Source organism: Algibacillus agarilyticus (assembly GCF_003286125.1).
Taxonomy (GTDB): Bacteria; Pseudomonadota; Gammaproteobacteria; order Enterobacterales; family Alteromonadaceae; genus Algibacillus; species Algibacillus agarilyticus.
Genome location: NZ_QMED01000002.1, coordinates 162,285 through 179,304 on the forward strand (window position 1 = coordinate 162,285; position 17,020 = coordinate 179,304).

Annotated in this window: 15 protein-coding genes; 8 read left to right on the forward strand and 7 right to left on the reverse strand. The window is 38.3% G+C overall.

The genetic code is table 11. From position 1 onward, the window contains the following. Positions 1-140 precede the first annotated feature (140 nt). From DPX34_RS02685 to DPX34_RS02695, 3 genes are all read left to right on the forward strand, one after another. Complete coding sequence (locus DPX34_RS02685) at positions 141-1,034, forward strand: class I SAM-dependent methyltransferase (RefSeq protein WP_111976869.1); 894 nt, start codon at positions 141-143, stop codon at positions 1,032-1,034. A gap of 10 nt (positions 1,035-1,044) precedes the next feature. Beyond that, entirely contained in the window at positions 1,045-2,052 is a 1,008-nt protein-coding gene (locus DPX34_RS02690) for a Gfo/Idh/MocA family protein (RefSeq protein WP_111976870.1), read from the forward strand. A 499-nt stretch (positions 2,053-2,551) separates the two neighbouring features. Then, positions 2,552-3,952: a hypothetical protein gene (locus DPX34_RS02695; RefSeq protein WP_157964599.1), complete on the forward strand. Its 1,401-nt coding sequence runs from the start codon at positions 2,552-2,554 to the stop codon at positions 3,950-3,952. Between the two features lie 326 nt (positions 3,953-4,278). Here the strand turns inward: DPX34_RS02695 and DPX34_RS21685 are convergent, their stop codons facing one another. Beyond that, positions 4,279-4,455: a hypothetical protein gene (locus DPX34_RS21685; RefSeq protein WP_157964600.1), complete on the reverse strand. Its 177-nt coding sequence runs from the start codon at positions 4,453-4,455 to the stop codon at positions 4,279-4,281. A gap of 180 nt (positions 4,456-4,635) precedes the next feature. On the opposite strand from DPX34_RS21685, the gene DPX34_RS02700 reads away from it, so the two are divergent. Both DPX34_RS02700 and DPX34_RS02705 read left to right on the forward strand, forming a co-directional pair. Then, positions 4,636-4,821, forward strand: a complete 186-nt coding sequence (locus DPX34_RS02700; protein WP_111976872.1) for a hypothetical protein — start codon at positions 4,636-4,638, stop codon at positions 4,819-4,821. Between the two features lie 165 nt (positions 4,822-4,986). After that, positions 4,987-5,193 (forward strand): hypothetical protein, encoded by a 207-nt coding sequence (locus DPX34_RS02705; RefSeq protein WP_111976873.1) that lies wholly within the window; start codon positions 4,987-4,989, stop codon positions 5,191-5,193. Positions 5,194-5,530: 337 nt separating this feature from the next. Here DPX34_RS02705 and DPX34_RS02710 read toward each other — a convergent pair whose 3' ends face one another. Beyond that, the gene (locus DPX34_RS02710; protein WP_111976874.1) at positions 5,531-7,066 is read right to left on the reverse strand and encodes a BNR-4 repeat-containing protein; all 1,536 of its coding nucleotides are present in this window, start codon (positions 7,064-7,066) and stop codon (positions 5,531-5,533) included. A gap of 346 nt (positions 7,067-7,412) precedes the next feature. Between DPX34_RS02710 and rsmE the strand changes: the two genes are divergently transcribed. After that, positions 7,413-8,141: a 16S rRNA (uracil(1498)-N(3))-methyltransferase gene (rsmE, locus tag DPX34_RS02715; protein ID WP_111976875.1), complete on the forward strand. Its 729-nt coding sequence runs from the start codon at positions 7,413-7,415 to the stop codon at positions 8,139-8,141. An 88-nt stretch (positions 8,142-8,229) separates the two neighbouring features. Here the strand turns inward: rsmE and DPX34_RS02720 are convergent, their stop codons facing one another. Both DPX34_RS02720 and DPX34_RS02725 read right to left on the reverse strand, forming a co-directional pair. Beyond that, entirely contained in the window at positions 8,230-10,149 is a 1,920-nt protein-coding gene (locus DPX34_RS02720) for a sensor histidine kinase (RefSeq protein WP_111976876.1), read from the reverse strand. Next, entirely contained in the window at positions 10,139-11,284 is a 1,146-nt protein-coding gene (locus DPX34_RS02725; protein ID WP_157964601.1) for a sugar ABC transporter substrate-binding protein, read from the reverse strand. The genes DPX34_RS02720 and DPX34_RS02725 overlap by 11 nt, the downstream gene beginning before the upstream one ends. 516 nt (positions 11,285-11,800) lie before the next feature. Between DPX34_RS02725 and DPX34_RS02735 the strand changes: the two genes are divergently transcribed. After that, complete coding sequence (locus DPX34_RS02735) at positions 11,801-12,283, forward strand: hypothetical protein (RefSeq protein ID WP_111976878.1); 483 nt, start codon at positions 11,801-11,803, stop codon at positions 12,281-12,283. A gap of 33 nt (positions 12,284-12,316) precedes the next feature. Here DPX34_RS02735 and DPX34_RS02740 read toward each other — a convergent pair whose 3' ends face one another. Together DPX34_RS02740 and DPX34_RS02745 are read right to left on the reverse strand one after the other, a co-directional pair. Next, positions 12,317-13,102: a substrate-binding periplasmic protein gene (locus DPX34_RS02740; RefSeq protein WP_111976879.1), complete on the reverse strand. Its 786-nt coding sequence runs from the start codon at positions 13,100-13,102 to the stop codon at positions 12,317-12,319. After that, complete coding sequence (locus DPX34_RS02745; protein WP_111976880.1) at positions 13,099-13,671, reverse strand: hypothetical protein; 573 nt, start codon at positions 13,669-13,671, stop codon at positions 13,099-13,101. The genes DPX34_RS02740 and DPX34_RS02745 overlap by 4 nt, the downstream gene beginning before the upstream one ends. A 306-nt stretch (positions 13,672-13,977) precedes the next feature. Here DPX34_RS02745 and traF point away from each other — a divergent pair, with 306 nt between their 5' ends. Continuing rightward, the gene (gene traF / locus DPX34_RS02750) at positions 13,978-15,168 is read left to right on the forward strand and encodes a conjugal transfer protein TraF (protein ID WP_111976881.1); all 1,191 of its coding nucleotides are present in this window, start codon (positions 13,978-13,980) and stop codon (positions 15,166-15,168) included. 129 nt (positions 15,169-15,297) lie between these two features. On the opposite strand, the gene DPX34_RS02755 is transcribed toward traF, so the two are convergent. Continuing rightward, entirely contained in the window at positions 15,298-16,923 is a 1,626-nt protein-coding gene (locus DPX34_RS02755; protein WP_111976882.1) for a methyl-accepting chemotaxis protein, read from the reverse strand. Positions 16,924-17,020 lie beyond the last annotated feature (97 nt).

The following is a 17,020-nucleotide window of genomic DNA, read 5'->3' on the forward strand; positions in this document are numbered from 1 at the left end:
AAGCGCTGACAATGAACCATAAAACCTGAGCAAGAAGACTATATTGATACCAATCACAATTCATAAGTGATAAACATAAGTGTATTAAACACATAATAAAAGCGTTATACATTAACGCATAATCAATTGACCGAGTTCGCATGAATTTACCTGACTTTAATTTACCCACTTCATTGTCTTGCCAACGTTTATTTCATGGCCGAGGTCATACATTTCCTGGCTTGTCGCATGTATGTATTGACTGGTACGCCCCCGTTGTACTGATAACCCTTTATCAAGAAGTTGAAACTGAATGGCTTGACGCATTAAATGCCGCGATACAAGCACAAATATCACAATGCACGTCAATTCAAGTGCAATACCGATGTCGTTCACTTGCACCCGTAGACGTAATTTGGGGCGAAAACATTGAAACCCTTCATGCACTCGAACATGGCTTAAAATACCACATCACTTTAAAAGCCAATCAAAACCATGGTTTATTTTTAGACATGGCCAATGGCCGCGAATGGATACTAAAACAAGCTAAACATAAACGTGTTCTCAACTTATTCAGTTATACTTGTGGCTTTTCAGTTGCAGCGGTCGCGGGTAAAGCCGATTTCGTCATGAATTTAGACATGAGTAAATCAGCGTTAAGCCAAGGAAGAGAAAATCATAAACTAAATAGTCACGACACAAGTCATGTCAAATTTGTAGGCGTAGATTTATTTAAATCTTGGGGCAAATTACGACGCGACCCTAAGTTTGATATAGTAGTGTCCGATCCGCCTTCGTTTCAAAAAGGCAGTATTAATGTTGAACGTGACTACAAAAAAATAATTAAACGCATACCTGAATTTATGGCACCAAAAGGCTTACTCATGCTGTGTTTAAATTCACCCGATTTAACGGTAGATTGGCTAAAAGCGCAAGTTGCAGAACATTGCCCTGATTGTAAATTTGTCGAGCGCTTAGCTAACCCTGAAGTGTTTATTGAAGCAGACGTGAACAAAGCATTAAAAGTTTTAATTTTTAGCTACAACCCCGTTTAGAGGATATAAAATGACAATCCGCTTTGCCATTATTGGCACCAACTTTATTACCGACCAATTCATTGATGCCCTGCAACAAGTTAATGGCGCAAAGTTACAGGCGGTTTATTCACGCACGCTTGAAACAGCACAAGCTTTCGCTCAAAAACATAATGCAAAACAAACGTTCACCGATTTAAAGGCATTAGCACAAAGCAGCGATATTGATGCAGTCTATATAGCCTCGCCTAATTCGTTTCATTTAACACATGCCATGACCTTAATGAATGCCGGTAAGCATGTTTTATGTGAAAAACCTTTAGCGGTAAATTCAGTTCAATTACAGGCAATGGTTGAATGTGCCAAAGCCAATAATGTTACGTTTATGGAAGCACTATTCACCACACATTTACCTAACTACCAACAAATCAAACAATATTTACCTGAGCTAGGTAAGATACACAGAATCAATGCGAGTTACTGTCAATATTCGTCACGTTACGATAAATACCTAGCAGGTGAAAACCCAAACACGTTTAATCCGGAATTTGCCAATGGCTCATTAATGGATCTCGGAATATACACTGTTTTTCCCGTTCTTGATTTGTTTGGCAAACCCGATGACATTATCAGTACCGGTATAAAACTCGACTCAGGTGTTGATGGGTGTGGTGAAATGTTACTCACCTATAAAAAGCAGGCTTTAATAGCCCATTTATCTCACTCTAAGATTAACCACTCGGTGTTTCACAACGAAATTCAAGGTGAAAAAGCCAGTATGGTGATCGAACATATTTCACAATTACGCAGTGTAAAATTACACTACAAAGACGGCAGTGAGAAAGATATTAGTGTTGAGCAAAACAGCAACGTTATGTTTTACGAAGTCGCGCATTTTGTTGAGCTCATTTTGCAACAAAAAATAGAATCACCTATCAACACTTGGCAATTATCCGCTAATGTTATGAAAGTACTCGACAAAGCAAGGCAACAACAAGGCATCACCTACCCTTGTGATAAGCTGATCTCAAACGATTAATAAAACAAGATAAACAGGTAAATATTGGCTATCCATATTTACCTTAAAGAAATAACAAGGACAGCCACCCAAAAACCGGCTTATTTGTTATGACTACGGGGTCAGGTCTTGATTATTCATTTTTTATTCGTCAGCCAATTTGTAAAACACCTCTAGGTTGGTGTTTTTCAAGGTAGGGTGTCGTGAGCTTGCGAACCGCACCATCTTTATTTTAGCTAAATTTTCATTCAATTAACGAGCGTTTTAATTTTTGATTACTTGGTTTAAAGCGGTTACTTGAGTGTGTCGCGATTCGTTTCACTCATGGCAACCTACTGTATATTTTTTACTTATCTATTCATCAAAAAATGTTCATGCAGGACCATCGATGCATAGTCGATACACTTATGTAATATCAAATAAAATCAAAAGCTTATTTGTGCCTGTCCTGCACGAAACTTTCTTTATATGAACAGTTGTCTGTCGAGTTAGATAAAATGTTTGAAATTGGAGCATATTAATGAAAACAACAAGATTTTCAGGGGTATTGGCTAAATTACACTTTGAAAACAGTGAGATGTACTACCTATGTGGGGAATCTCTAATATGTTGTTGTGGCCAAATAGTTTATATGGATACAGATCCCTACTTCTCGTTTTTTAAAGATGAGCAGCTTTATTTTATCGATGATAAAGAAATCCTATTTAAACTTTCGAGCAATGACAAAAGTCTAAAAGTATCAAATGTTAGCGACTTCGATGTGAGCGTTGTCGATGGAATATACGATGGCGACGAACGTTATTACTATGATTATTTTCCAACATTTTATAATAAAGAATTTTGGAAAGTGTATGATTCAAACGATAATAAGTGGTGGTCTTTCAAGTCAAAAAAACGTGCTTATCCTTATGGTGAGTATTTATTTGAATTAGATTCAAAGTGTTCAATATCACTTGTAGAGTTTGGACAAGGATTAAAATGGAGTTTTAATTTTCATAAAGAAAGTGCTCCTAAACGTAAATTTATCGATATTTATCAAAATAAGATAATATTTTATCTTGGCACAGATAAGTCTCCATCTGGTAACCCTCTTGCTACGAAATTGAATGGCACTATTGTGCAATTGAATTTAGAAGACGGTTCAGAAAACTGGTACTACGAATTTTTCCATTGCATCCAAGATTTTTATGTTCACAAAGATATCATTTATGTCGCCCATCGAAATGAAATTGCAGCCCTTAATGCTGAAAGTGGAGAATTGATCCGTGAAACCCAAGCGGGTGAAAACTATGGCAACAACATAGTTTGGTGCGATGGTGATCACGCGTATTTATTTAACTACGGTGATGAAAAGGCCTATATTTTTGATCTAGAGCTAAAACAACAGTTAGGCACGCTAGTATTCCCCAATAACTTTATTTTAAATAACCAACACCATCCTTATTTAATTGGCGACGAAATCTTTATTCCGGTCTGCCCTAAGCGGTTAAATATGGCTCATGCAGAGCAAGGCGTTATTCGTATCAATAGAACGAAGGTATTGAATGATGACGTTCTTGAATACGTTAATGAACCAGAGTTTACCCGAGCAACAATCAATAACCCAGATGGAACTCAAAGCTACCAACTCTCGTTAAAAGGTGATAATGCCGACTCCGTTATTCGTATCGGTGAAGTGGAGTTGCGTAAAATATATGCTGAACTTGGCACGCACTTTTTTGATGGTATTGACACTCGTAACAGTCAATTTAACGCCGTTGTTTATATTGATATGCAAATACAAGAATCAGAGTTAGGTCGCTTTAACGAGTTATTTGAAACATTAAAAAAACGTATGGAAGACTGGCTATATTTTATGCGCGCAACTGACAATACTGGAAAATTACCCGCAAAGGTTAATTACACAGTTCAAACTTTTTAGATTGTCGTTGTCCTATAAAATTATCGGGGACAGCCAGTGCACTTTTATCTTGATCTGATTTAAAAATCATTCACTTAAAGCTCTGTTAATTTGATTAACTGGCTTTTTTTATTAACGCAGTATAGCGAATTAAAGTAAACGTATATTGTAACGTGGCTTGGCGAAGCATTAACGTAAGACACCCTCTAAAATATCCAATGTTAGTTACTTTTACGTACCCGTATAACCGCGTTTTTTTGTTTAATATGATTAACCGGTTTACCCACTTTGTGGCTAAACCGGTTTTGCGCTCAGTTTTTTGCCTATTTAAACTCAATCTTTGTGAGTTACTTTTTCTTGCTTTGTTTAAAAAGAGCATGTTCTTTTTTAAAGGTTTTTAAGTGTTTTTCATCAGCAGAGGTTAATACCGATGCGGTTGATTTAACGCGTTGTAATCGTGTAGGACAGGCATCGTTAGCACCCTGGTATGCCGCAGTACAACACCCTTGACAAATACCACCCATGGCTCGAAGTTTTGGCGGCTTGCTAGGCCTTACCAAAAAGAGGTTATTAAATTGGGCGTAAACATACTCAAAAACATACTAAAAACTATACTAAGGGGTAGGTTACCTTTTGTTGAATTTAATATAGATTATTAGCGTGCTTTGAGTTGCACATAATAAATTTTTATATAAGGGTATACAATGAATGACATTAGAGAGTTAACTCTAAACGAAATAGAAGATGTAACAGGTGGAATGAATGATTGGACGGCTGGTGGTATGGCTGCAATCGCGATAGGTGTTGGTGGAACAGTAGCAACTGGCGGTTTTGGCCTATTAGTCGGTGGCGCAATGATGCTTGTTGGTTACTACGCAGATCAAGCCTAGTAATAAACCTGAAAGTTGGCTAACGGCTTGCTTTCTAGGCGCTTATTACTCATTATTACTGCATTGAATTTGCTAGCGAGTTATAAATTACGCAGGCTAATTTATAGGTAATTTAATTTTTTAACCACTAATAATAATGTTGGTGGTTTATTTCAAGGACAGGTTATGAATTCACTAAATATAATTAAACTATTGTATGTATTAATCATTGTCGCCGCTTTTATTATGCAACAAATTACGCATAATAATGGTTTGTTTGTGAATATTATTTTTATGTCTACCTTAGCGCTAGCCATCATATTACTGCATCGCCAGCAAAAATTAACGGAAGAAATAAAATTACTTCTGTTGAAAAAAGACCAGTCAAATTAATTATCAGGGGCCGCTATAAACGGTAATAGCTCAGACCTGATCTGACCGTTCCCGCCGGTTTTTAGCGTGTCTTGTCAGCTTGTTTTTCAGTCTAAATTGGCTTCCAGTTAATGTTTCTAGCAGCGTTCGTCCACCGCAAACGCGGTATATCGAATTAAAGTAAACGTATATTGTAACGTGGCTTGGCCAAGCATTAACGTAAGCCCCCCTATGTTAGTTACTTTTACGTACCCGTATAACCGTTTTTTTGTTTAATATGATTAACCGGTTTACCCACTTTGTGGCTAAACCGGTTTTGCGCTCAGTTTTTTGCCTATTTAAACTCAATCTTTGTGAGTTACTTTTTCTTGCTTTGTTTAAAAAGAGCATGTTCTTTTTTAAAGGTTTTTAAGTGTTTTTCATCAGCAGAGGTTAATACCGATGCGGTTGATTTAACGCGTTGTACAGGGCCATTATCGCCCACTAAATACAGTTTTCGCCAAGGACTATTTTTTTGTTTTTCAGCCACAATTAAGCGAGCATCAGGGTGTGCGTTATCAATTAAGGCGGTGATTGACCAGCCTGCTTTTTCTCGGCGTAAAAGCTCTTTGCCTTTGGTGAACGTTTTACCGCTATCCGTGCTATTAAAATAAGAAATGATGCCATCACCGTTTTCTTTATAACCTAACAAAAAACTAATATCGGTTGGTGAGTTTATAATAAAGTCGCCGCGGGTATCGGTGCCATCGGCTCGAGCTTGTGCATATACAGGTTGGCCGCCAACCCACTCTTCGCCCGTCCAACGGTAGTGACTGGTTTGTTTTGGGCCTCCCGTTTTTTTACCAATATCTTTGCCTATATTGATACCGATATGAGGATAACCATTTTCATCTAAGTGTGATGAACCGTTAAATGACCAGTATCCGACACCTCCGGTTCGAGCGACTAATGTTTTTTCGTCAGCGACTTCGCGGGTGATAGGTAGGCTTAATGTTTCTTTTTGCACGTTACTCCATGTATTTTTTTGAGTATCAAAGACCATATAATACGCATCATGACGTTCTGTTGTATGGCCTCGACCATTTACACCGGCACCTCGCTTCCAACAAATGTGATAATCATAAGAAACAATAATGTCGTCGTTGTGTCCTTTAGAAACATAAGCGTACCAGCTGTCATTAGCTTGCACATCATTACGTTTTTTAGTTTTTAATATAGATACCGGGGCTGCAAACGTACGGCCATGATCGGTTGATTTTTGATATACCCAGTTACTGCGGTGCGCACCGTGGCGATAAAAGAGATAAATATCGCCGTTGTCCATTTTTACCGCTTGGTTATAGGTACCAAATGGCGTGATATTGTTCAGCTCTTCCCATTCTGTGATGTCGTAAGGCCTTTTGGTAACCACATGTTTGTTAGCCGCATAGTGCGTATCGCCAAGTTCATTTTTACCATAGCGTTTATCACCGCCATGCCCCCCAAAGAATACGTGTATGTAACCTAAGTTATCCATAATCATGGTCGGCTTACCATGGTTATCAATATTTTTGGGCTGGGTAAGGTCTTTTCCTAGCGCACTGTTGCCCGCTTTATAGGGGCCTGACCACGTTTCGGTATTGTGGTTATAAGCCGCAACATAAGGATCTTCTAATGGGCCTTGATAAGAGACATAAGTAACCCCTTTTTCATGAATACCAGCAGGATGCTGCACAATAGCAACAGGGTTCATTAAGCCGTTATCGGCGAAGTAATCGGCTTTTTCGATATTTGCTTTACTTGTTGCTGAAGATACAGAATTAGGCGTATTGGCAGGGGTATTGCCACAGCCAGTCAATAATACCGAACTAACCAAGATAGACAGTAATGATATGCGTGTTTGTGTTTTATTCATGTGTGTTTTACTCACGACGTTAAGCTTTATAACCTCGTTGTTTATAAAACATAAAAACAACAATTGATTACAAAGCGAAAATTAAGACTGATATTGATTATAGATGATTTATAAAATAATTGAGAGATAATGCCGTGTTTAAATTTGTAAACGCCCTAGCGTTATCATTTGAAATAATAAATAGCCTGCAACCCACATCAATGGGTATAGATGCCGCAATAAAAATGACGCTCAGCTAAACCCGCATGCTCAGTTTATTTTCGTAGCCTTTTTTATATCGACCTTTACAATTAAAGGTTAAAATACGAAGCAAACATCTGAATACGTCGACTAACCTAGGTTTTTTATGCGCATACCTCGAATATATCACCCTGAAACATTAACAAATGGCCAAACAGCACAATTAACTAGCGATGCAGCTAATCATGTCGCACGTGTTATGCGGATGAAAGAAGAACAACTATTGATTTTATTTAACGGTGATGGTCACGACTATACCGCTACCATAATGGAAGCCAGCCGAAAAAAAGTTGAAGTATTAATTACACAAGTTACCCCTTTGCAAAATGAATCGCCTTTAGCCTTCCATTTAGGTCAGGTGATTTCTCGCGGCGATCGCATGGACTTTACCATACAAAAATCAGTTGAATTAGGCGTTACAGAAATAACACCGCTGTTTAGTGAACGATGCGGCGTAAAACTCAATGGTGAACGGTTAGAAAAACGCATTGACCAATGGCAAAAAATAGCAATTGGCGCTTGTGAGCAATCTGGCCGCGCTATTATTCCAACGATTAATCCGGCGGTTGATCTAGAGACCTGGCTGGATATGGAGTTCAATGGCACTCGCTTAAATTTGCACCCTTTAGCTCAACAAAATATGCGCCAACTTACGCTTAAAAACAATGCAGTTCAGTTGCTTATTGGGCCTGAAGGCGGTTTAAGCGATGAAGAAATATCGGCCGCTGAAACCGCGCATTTTGAGCATGTGCTGATGGGCCCCAGAGTATTACGAACCGAGACAGCCGGTTTAGCCGCAATAAGTATGTTGCAATGTTTGTACGGCGATTTATAAACGCCAACAAACTATCCCTTCAATTATAGGGTTTAACTTATTTAGCAAAGCCCTAACTTGATCGTATGTCGAGTTAACCCTATTGCATTTATTTAAGCTCACGCGGCAAGGTAAATTGATAAACAAGTCCTTGGTCAACTTCGCTGGATACATCAATCTCGCCTTTAAGAGTTTGGTAGACCAAGTTATGAATAATATTTAAACCAAGTCCAGAGCCACCTTGATTAGATAACGTGGTATAAAAAGGTTCAAATAAGCGTTCAAGCTGAGCCGCTTTTACCCCCTTGCCTGTATCGGCATACCGAATGCCGATGTGATCTTTTTGCACATCGATAGCAATATTAATTTGATAAAACACGCTTTTACTCCCAAAACCATGCCGTAATGAATTCATGACAAGATTAGTTAAAATTTGCGCATAAACACCGGGGTAACTATTGATAACAACAGGGCTGTCACAGGCAATATTCACTTCTACGTTATATTTTCGTAATTCAGGTTGTAAACTATTGATGGTTTCAACAAGGTAAGCTTTTAAATCAAACTCTCTTTTAACTTCGCTCGTTTGATCAACTGCAACCGCTTTAAAGTTTTGAATTAAGTTTGCTGCTCTCGATAAGTTAGTGAGCATAATGCTAAATGCTTCATCCATTTGCTGTAAAAATAAATCAAGCGATGAACGGCTCATTTTATTGTTTTCGTAATCTTGTTTTAGTTTTTTAAGTTTATCTTCAATCATCGTGCCTGCGGTTACACAAACACCTAAAGGGGTATTTATCTCATGTGCAATGCCGGCAACCAATTGACCTAATAATGACATTTTCTCAGTTTCGATCATTTGATCTTGCGCTTGTTGTAACTTATTCATGGCATTAGACAATTCACTATTGGCTTGAATAAGCTCTTCTGTGCGTTGAGTAACGCGAGCTTCTAACTCACTATGATCTGTTTGAATTTGCTCAGCCATAACCGAAAGCACATCAACAATTTGTTGTATTTCAATAAAAGGTAAGGGTTTATAAATAGGCGTAAAGTCACGTTTTATATACCGTAAAACAATTTGATTTAAACCATCTAACGGTTTGAGTAACTGTCGAATAATTAACCAAGCGATAATCATTAACCCACAAGTAATAAACGCGGCGATCCAATAAAGCTGTCTATTAAGTGTATTAATCGCGGCAAAAACAAGTTCACGTGGGCGTGAAAAAATAGCTTCAATGGGTGAATTCAAACCGTTTAACACAATAGTCGTATTTACATCGATGTCATTATCGGCTGTTGTATTTAGGTCAATCATTACATGATCTTGAAAACTTAAGCTTTCAAGAAAAATACGGTCGAGTGTTTTGCTCATATCTGCTGCCATATTTTCAACCGGAATTAAACCAACCAAAGTGCCGACTCGGCGCGAATATTCATCGAGTTTACCGATATCCGTCATCCATAATGTCGCGAATACCACTAACACGTGTTCACTACGATACGCTACTGTCTTTAATTCGGCTTTACTTCTTAACTCTGCCATTAACGAGGCCGATTTGATCAATTTAAAATACACATCCGTTGTTGGTTTTTGTTGTGCTGCTTGCTTGTATACACTGTGCAATGCGTGGGTATCAATCAACTCTAATAGTGTTGGCTGAGCAGACATTGTCCAACTTTCGTTATCGACCAATAACAAGCCCGATAGCCAAGTATATTCTTGAGTCAATGCTTGCATTTTTTGGCGTGCTCGGTCAGCAAAAGTGCCGGTATAGGCAGCCAAAATAACTTCACTGTCTTTAGCCATTTGTTTAAATTCGGCTTGAAACAAGCTCAATGCAAATTGCGTTTTTAAAGAATGACTATCTGCACGTGCTTGTATGTTTTCATGTTGTTCGTTTTCTTGAATAACCGTAAAACGCTGCAATAAAAAAAAGGTGATGGCAAAGGTTGGTAACACGGTCATCAGTAAAAGCGCGGTGATAAACGTATTGCGTAAACTCGCAACCCCATTATTTTTCATTTAAATCACCTTGTAACAGGCGCTTCAACTCATATTCAGCACCACGTTGCATGTAAGCGGCCGCTTCTTCAGCGTTAAGTTTATCGTCTAAAAACATCGTAAACCCCCGTCTGATACTATCCCAAGAGGCAACAAGCGCCACGGTTGGTTGCATTGCAATACTTAATTCAAGCTGTTGAGCCAACACCTTAAAATTATCACTTTCATTATTAATAAGTTGTTTTTGTACCGTTATATGCGCAGGCATTGAGTGAGTAGCCGGATAAACTTTTTTAGCAAAACGTTGGCTTTGCAGGTGCATTGAGAAGCGTTTAAGGGCTTCTTTTTTCTGCCCTGCCGCCGCATACCCCGGAAATGCGAGCACTAACGCGGATTTAAATGAAGCCATTGGTGCTTTATTTAACGATGGTAATAATGCGATCCCTAAATTATTTTGCATAACTCGACTTGCATTCACGTATTCCCAATCGCCGTTGATCGCATAAGCATATTTATCGGCAAAAAAATCACGACTAACACATTGGTAATGACAAGCTTGATTAAATATACCCTGCTGCAAGTTTTGTTTAAAAAATAATAATGTTTGGATCGTCGCTTCGGTATTCAACGTAATTTTTTTATCAACGGCTGGCATGCCTCCAAACGCTAATAAAAAAGTGACGAAGGTATATGAAGACCGATAATTAACCCCTAAGGGTTTCACCCCGTCTGGCAGCGATATTTGCTTTAATTGATGCCAATGCGTGATCGGTTTAGATACCCATTTTTTATTATAATACAGCAACATATGATTCCCATAATACAAAGGAATGCCTAACAACTTTTGCTGATATGACGTAAATATACGTAAGGATTTAGGAATGGTAGCCGCTACCCAATCAGTCGGAATAACAGACAACTTAAATAACGAATGAAGCCCTAAATTATCAGATTGAAACAAAACCATATCAGGTGCTTGATTGGCTAATACCGCTTCGGTTAACGCAGGGTTTAAGGCTTTGCGCGTTAATACATCTACATTAATAACCACATCAGGGTTGGCTTGCATAAATTCAGTAATAGTATGCTGCCAAAAAGCTTCATGATGGCCTTGACCATGCCATAAATTAAGCACAACCGCATGAGCTTGGCTCATGAATAACCCAATAAACAGTATGATTGTCATCACCGTTTGATGCTTGAATCTAAGGCCCACGCTTTATCTCCAGATGAAAATTTGTTTTTAATAACCACACTTTTTAAGTATAGAAGTGTTTAACTTTTTCAGCGTTAACTTTTAAAAAAGTTGCGCAATTAATACCAATTCATATAAATAAGTGATCTCTCAGAATGCATCTAGCGGTTTTTGAACAAGGCGTCGGTGTACAGGAGTGGTTGTTCCCTTTCAAATACCGATAACGCAGGGCAAAAGCCGCTGGGGCATTCCTTTCAGGCGAGTTTTAAATGCGCTTACTCTGTGTTGCTCGAACTCAAAAGAGCACCACTATTCTTTCATGTAAGCGCATTTAAACGCTCGCTGAGTGGACACTTATTATTACGGATTGGTATAAGATTTTAAAAAGCAGATTTAAAAGCAGGCATGTTTCCTGCTTAGTAGTGCTTAATATTAAGATTTGAAGCAAAAAGCCAAATTACTGGCACCGAGGTTAATGTGCAAATAAGTGACATGCTCGCGAGTTATAACCAGGTATCGCAGCATCAAAGCCAAGCGATACCAGATACCGATAACAACAAGCAAAAAGAGGCTCAAGCAAAACCGAATACGGCCAGCGTGGTGAATATCAGCTTTGAAGCAAACTTAATGCGCGAACATGCAGCCGACGTTATGCAAGGTCATGACTTAACCAATATCAGCCAACATGATCTCGATAATCTAACCGACAATTTATACCAATCAAATGTATTAACGTCACAAGAATATGCATCGTTAAGTTTTTTTGGTGAGCAAGTATTTAATAGTGAAGCCGCGAATGATACCTACCTGCAAATAGATAAAAACCAACCCCAAAATATGATTGAAAAATGGCAAGAAAAATTAGATCAATTAAGAGAAATGCGGGCTAAACCGATCGCGATACAACAAGCTGTACGTATGGTTAATGTGTTACAAAATTTACAGGCAAATGCAGGTTAACCATTTGTTTAGTCACTTTGATGATACTTTGATTTAGTTTGCCTGAATGGCATATTTAATTTTTAACGCTTGGTAAGCATCACTGTATTTAACCTGTCTTAAGGCACGATTAAAATCACTAATTAAAGCCGGATTTTTTAACGCTAATCTGTATTCTGATAAAGGGAAGATTGGCTGAGTATGAACGTTTATTGCATTAAACGAAGCAGAAGCCGTTTGTTGATAATAATTAAAAATATTAATATCAATGATCAACACATCATGTAAGCCCGCATAAAATCCATTAACTTGCTCTTGCTGATCTAAATATTCTTTGTATGCTAAGCTCGATTTAACCGCCTCGGCATAACGATTACCTAAAACTTGATCCGCCCGATAAAAACTAGCCACTTTATGATGATTCAAATCGGCTATGCGTTCAACGGAAGGTTTAAAACTCACCGCTACATTTTGGTAGTTGATATAAGGGGCGGTTAAGTATTGGCGATCAAATAATTGTTCATTAACTGTCATGATCGCATCAACATGCGGTAAAGATAAAACAGAAGGTAAACGACCATCAGCCATAAAGATAAAACGCGGCTGTACTTTCAATTGCTTAAAAACAAGTTCTAACAACTCAACTTCAAAACCAGTCCAACGTTGTTCGTTAGTCGCATTTGGCGTTTCGGCCAACACATAAGGCGGCTTATTTAACCCAATAACAATATTAAATGCAGAACGAGCCGATACTTGAGCTGAATAGGCACTCAAATACAGCAAAGCTATAAAATAAAAATACGATGTTTTGCGCACAAACGGCATGGCTAAATTCATCATTCAGTCTGGGCTAAAACTCGTTGAATATGCGCTTGATATTTCGCTACCAATTTCGCATTAGCTGAAGTATTGGTTTTTTGCTTGTTCGTGACATGAAATAAAGATTCCATTTGTTGACGCAACATGGCTTTTTGTTCGCTCGTTAAACCTTCGACATCTTCTAAATCTAGCATATTTTCAGCAAATTGCCGTTCTACTTGATTGGGGATTTGTGCTTGCGCCTGTTCCATTAGCGCTTGAATAATTTGAGTTTGTACCGTGATGTATTCAGCAACTGTAAATTGCTTGTTCAGCGCCGCTTCAAATGTGGGTAACAGATTGGCTTGCTCTAAATAATGTTTGGCTTTTTGGCCTATTTCAGTTGGCGCGCCTTGCTTAAAATCTAAAGAAAAACTCGATAATGTCGCGTGATGCTGATTAAACAAAGCCTGCATTTTAGGCGCTAAGTGCAACCATTTCTCAATCTTTTTTTCGGTTAAAGTGTTGGCATGTAAACTGGTTAACAAACCAAAATATAATACGAGTATTGTGCCGATAATACGCATTGCGATCTTCAATTTTAAAGTCATTTGATTAATCCACCATATCAAAAATAATTTGAATTAAAAACGCCTACTTACAACTAATACGCAATTAAAACAAAGCGTAGAGTTCATCACAAAAATAAAAAATAGTTAATAAACTTAAAATACCGCATTTACTGACAAACTAAACCTTTGTATATTAATTAAAAAATCACGCTACTGTGAATATTAAGTGAAACAGATGATAGTAATGGATTAATGTTTTGATTTATTACTATAATTCAACCTGCTTTATTGGGATATATACCCAAGCGCCATTCACACACCGCTTTGTATAAAAAGGATATAATAATGAATTTTTTAAAAAGTACAGTCACCATCGCCATCCTCGCAGCATCTACACACCTCTCGGCGGCTGAAGTATTTAATGCAAAAACGTTCGCCATGTCAGGCTCGGGTCTAGCCGTATCTGATTTTAGTTATGGCACAAGTCTTAATCCCGCTTTAGGCAGTAACTACGATGCCAACGATGACTTTAACTTTAATTTAAATGTAGGGGTTTTAGCGAGTGACCAAGATGAACTCATTACGAAAGCAGATGATATAGTCGACATACTTGATCAATTAGACGGTAAAACATTAACCCAAAATGATCAACAAACGATCACCGATTTGGATAGTCGTTTAAAGCAAATTGACGGCACAACCGCCACCCTAGATTTAGGTGGCAGTGTAGAATTCTCAATTCCAAATAAATACTTAGCGACTACATTATTCATTCGCTCAAACTTAGCCCTTGGTATTACGACATTATACAAAGGCTTAGATTCAGACTATTTTGATAACCTTGATTTAACCAATTCACCCACGTTTGATGCAGATGAATTAGAAACCAGCGTTAGAGCCCAAGGCGCAGCGGTTGTAGATGTAGGCTTAAACTTTTCAACCGCTTTTAACCTTGCCGGCCAAAAAGTTAACTTTGGTATTGCGCCCAAATATCAAATCGTAAAAACAATTGATTACCAAGAAAACATCGCCGATTTTGAAGAAGATGACTTTGATGCAGATAATCACTCTGTTGAAGACGAAAACTTTAACCTTGATTTCGGTGTGCAAACCTCGTTTGGCAATTGGAGTGTTGGTGCTGTACTTAAAAATGCACTCGAAAATGAATACACCATCAAACAACCTGTAGGCCAACCCACCGCTAACAACACACTCACCATTGAGCCTCAGTTAGCATTAGGTGTCGGCTATAAAAACGCTTGGCTCCAAGCTTCAATTGATTTAGATACAAACGCCATTGAAGATTATATTTCGGCTCAAAATGTGCAATTTGCTCGCTTTGGTGCCGAGTTAAATGCATGGGATCAAGCGGCTCTTCGTGTTGGCTATCGTCATGATTTAGAAGGGACATACGAAGATACGATTTCGGCAGGTGTCGGTATTTCACCTTTTGATTTTATCAATATTGATATCGCAGCTCTTTATGGCGAAAACGAGACATATGGTGGCGCTATCCAATTAGGCATGAGCTTCTAAAAACAGCACTTCGTTTTTACCTTATCTTGCCTGAAAAACAAAAAAGCCAGTTTTTATAAACTGGCTTTTTTGTGCATTTTTAATTTACTATTTCTATTGTTCTTTCTGCTCACATATACCCAAGTCACTTCAAGACACTTTAAAGCGCTGTACGCCTTTATGTATGTTGTCTGATAAGTGTTGAATTTGTTGGGTAGCCGAGTGTGAATCAGCAGCCGCATCCGTAGCCGTTTGAATTTGATCATTCAAGTCATGTAAGTTTCGATTTATCTCTTCGGTAACCGACGTTTGCTCTTCTGTTGCAGTAGCGGTTTGAATAGACATATCTTGAACCACCGTTATACGTTGCAAAGTATTATTAAGTAACGTTTCTGTTTCGGTAGCAAGTTCAACCGAACTCGTGACTTTATCAAAACCATCTTGAATTTTGTCTACTACATCAGTAACACCTGATTGTACCGCGGCAATCATACTTTGAATGCTATCGGTTGATTCTTGGGTTTTTTGTGCAAGCGTGCGTACTTCATCAGCTACCACAGCAAACCCTCGACCTTGCTCTCCCGCTCGCGCAGCTTCAATAGCCGCATTTAATGCCAGTAAATTTGTTTGATCAGCAATACCACGGATCACATCTAGCACACCTGAAATTTTTGAAGATTCGATAGAAAGTGATTTAGCGCCTTCTGATGCCCCTGCAACGCTATCGTACAACTGTTGTATTTGTACCACCGATTTATTAATCACCTGCACACCTTCAGACGCAAAGCGCATCGCACTTTCTGTTTCATCGGCTGTACTTTGGGCAATAGTCGACATTTCACGGGTCGCTAAACTCATTTCATGCACCGCACTTACAATTAAATCAGAGGCTTGGCTTTGCTGTTTAGCGGCTGAATCGGCTTTAACGGCTGAACGACTTAAATTATCAGAACTAACATCAAGCTGATCAACATCGGTGCGAACCGCTAAAATTAACGTTCGTAAACTCTCAACAAAACGATTAAATGCATGACCTAAATCACCAATCTCATCTTCATTTTTGATCTGTACTTTTTTAGTTAAATCACCACCACCAGATGTAATATTATCAATTCCCTGTGTGATCTCATCGATGCGGGCTAGCAATATTTTTTGACTGATTATCGCAACCGCCACTGCGATCACGACAATCGCAATACCAAACAGCCACATGAGTGTTTTTTGCCAAGCATTGGTTACTTTTATTGATTCTTTTAACCGATTGGCTTCATCAAATGCTTTTTCGCCAGCCTTATCATAAATTTTACGTAACGCTGAAAAATCGCGAGCTGAATCTTTATTCAATAATTCAATGGCTTGCTCTTTATTACCATTATCTATCGTGTTTAAAACATTTGAAGCTGTCGAATACCACGTTGAATAAGCTTGCTCAAACCCCCGTAATTCAGTTAATACGTCGGGGAAGTCTTGCATATGCCGACGATACTCATTAAAACGATCTTTTGCCTGAGTCGCATTTTCTTCAAAATCGCTTCTTAAATTAGCGGTACGCCCTGAAGTGTTTACATATTGAATTTCGGCAACACGTGCTTGGTATAAATCTCGATCTGCATTTAAAACCACGCTAATCGCAGGCATAAAACGATTAGGAAATACATCTGCATTATCTTCTAAATTATTGGTTAATGCCGCATTCGCAATCAAAATTAAAATGAGAGCAAAAACCATGATGAACAAAGGGATCGAGTATTTAATTCTTATACTTAAGTTGTTCATATTGAACCTATAATTAAAAAGAGTGAGTTTGCCGTCAATAAAAATGCATTTACATTATCTAAAAATTATAGCCTCTCAATTAACTCGTAACCAATTA

What these genes read in the sequence shown, in the direction of transcription:
- DPX34_RS02725 (WP_157964601.1), bottom strand. Translation starts at nt 11,284, where the DNA reads ATGAGCCAAGCTCATGCGGTTGTGCTTAATTTATGGCATGGTCAAGGC.
- DPX34_RS02755 (WP_111976882.1), bottom strand. Translation starts at nt 16,923, where the DNA reads ATGAACAACTTAAGTATAAGAATTAAATACTCGATCCCTTTGTTCATC.
- DPX34_RS02685 (WP_111976869.1), top strand. Translation starts at nt 141, where the DNA reads ATGAATTTACCTGACTTTAATTTACCCACTTCATTGTCTTGCCAACGT.
- traF (WP_111976881.1), top strand. Translation starts at nt 13,978, where the DNA reads ATGAATTTTTTAAAAAGTACAGTCACCATCGCCATCCTCGCAGCATCT.
- DPX34_RS02710 (WP_111976874.1), bottom strand. Translation starts at nt 7,066, where the DNA reads ATGAATAAAACACAAACACGCATATCATTACTGTCTATCTTGGTTAGT.
- rsmE (WP_111976875.1), top strand. Translation starts at nt 7,413, where the DNA reads ATGCGCATACCTCGAATATATCACCCTGAAACATTAACAAATGGCCAA.
- DPX34_RS02695 (WP_157964599.1), top strand. Translation starts at nt 2,552, where the DNA reads ATGAAAACAACAAGATTTTCAGGGGTATTGGCTAAATTACACTTTGAA.
- DPX34_RS02705 (WP_111976873.1), top strand. Translation starts at nt 4,987, where the DNA reads ATGAATTCACTAAATATAATTAAACTATTGTATGTATTAATCATTGTC.
- DPX34_RS21685 (WP_157964600.1), bottom strand. Translation starts at nt 4,455, where the DNA reads ATGGGTGGTATTTGTCAAGGGTGTTGTACTGCGGCATACCAGGGTGCT.
- DPX34_RS02740 (WP_111976879.1), bottom strand. Translation starts at nt 13,102, where the DNA reads ATGATGAATTTAGCCATGCCGTTTGTGCGCAAAACATCGTATTTTTAT.
- DPX34_RS02745 (WP_111976880.1), bottom strand. Translation starts at nt 13,671, where the DNA reads ATGACTTTAAAATTGAAGATCGCAATGCGTATTATCGGCACAATACTC.
- DPX34_RS02720 (WP_111976876.1), bottom strand. Translation starts at nt 10,149, where the DNA reads ATGAAAAATAATGGGGTTGCGAGTTTACGCAATACGTTTATCACCGCG.
- DPX34_RS02700 (WP_111976872.1), top strand. Translation starts at nt 4,636, where the DNA reads ATGAATGACATTAGAGAGTTAACTCTAAACGAAATAGAAGATGTAACA.
- DPX34_RS02690 (WP_111976870.1), top strand. Translation starts at nt 1,045, where the DNA reads ATGACAATCCGCTTTGCCATTATTGGCACCAACTTTATTACCGACCAA.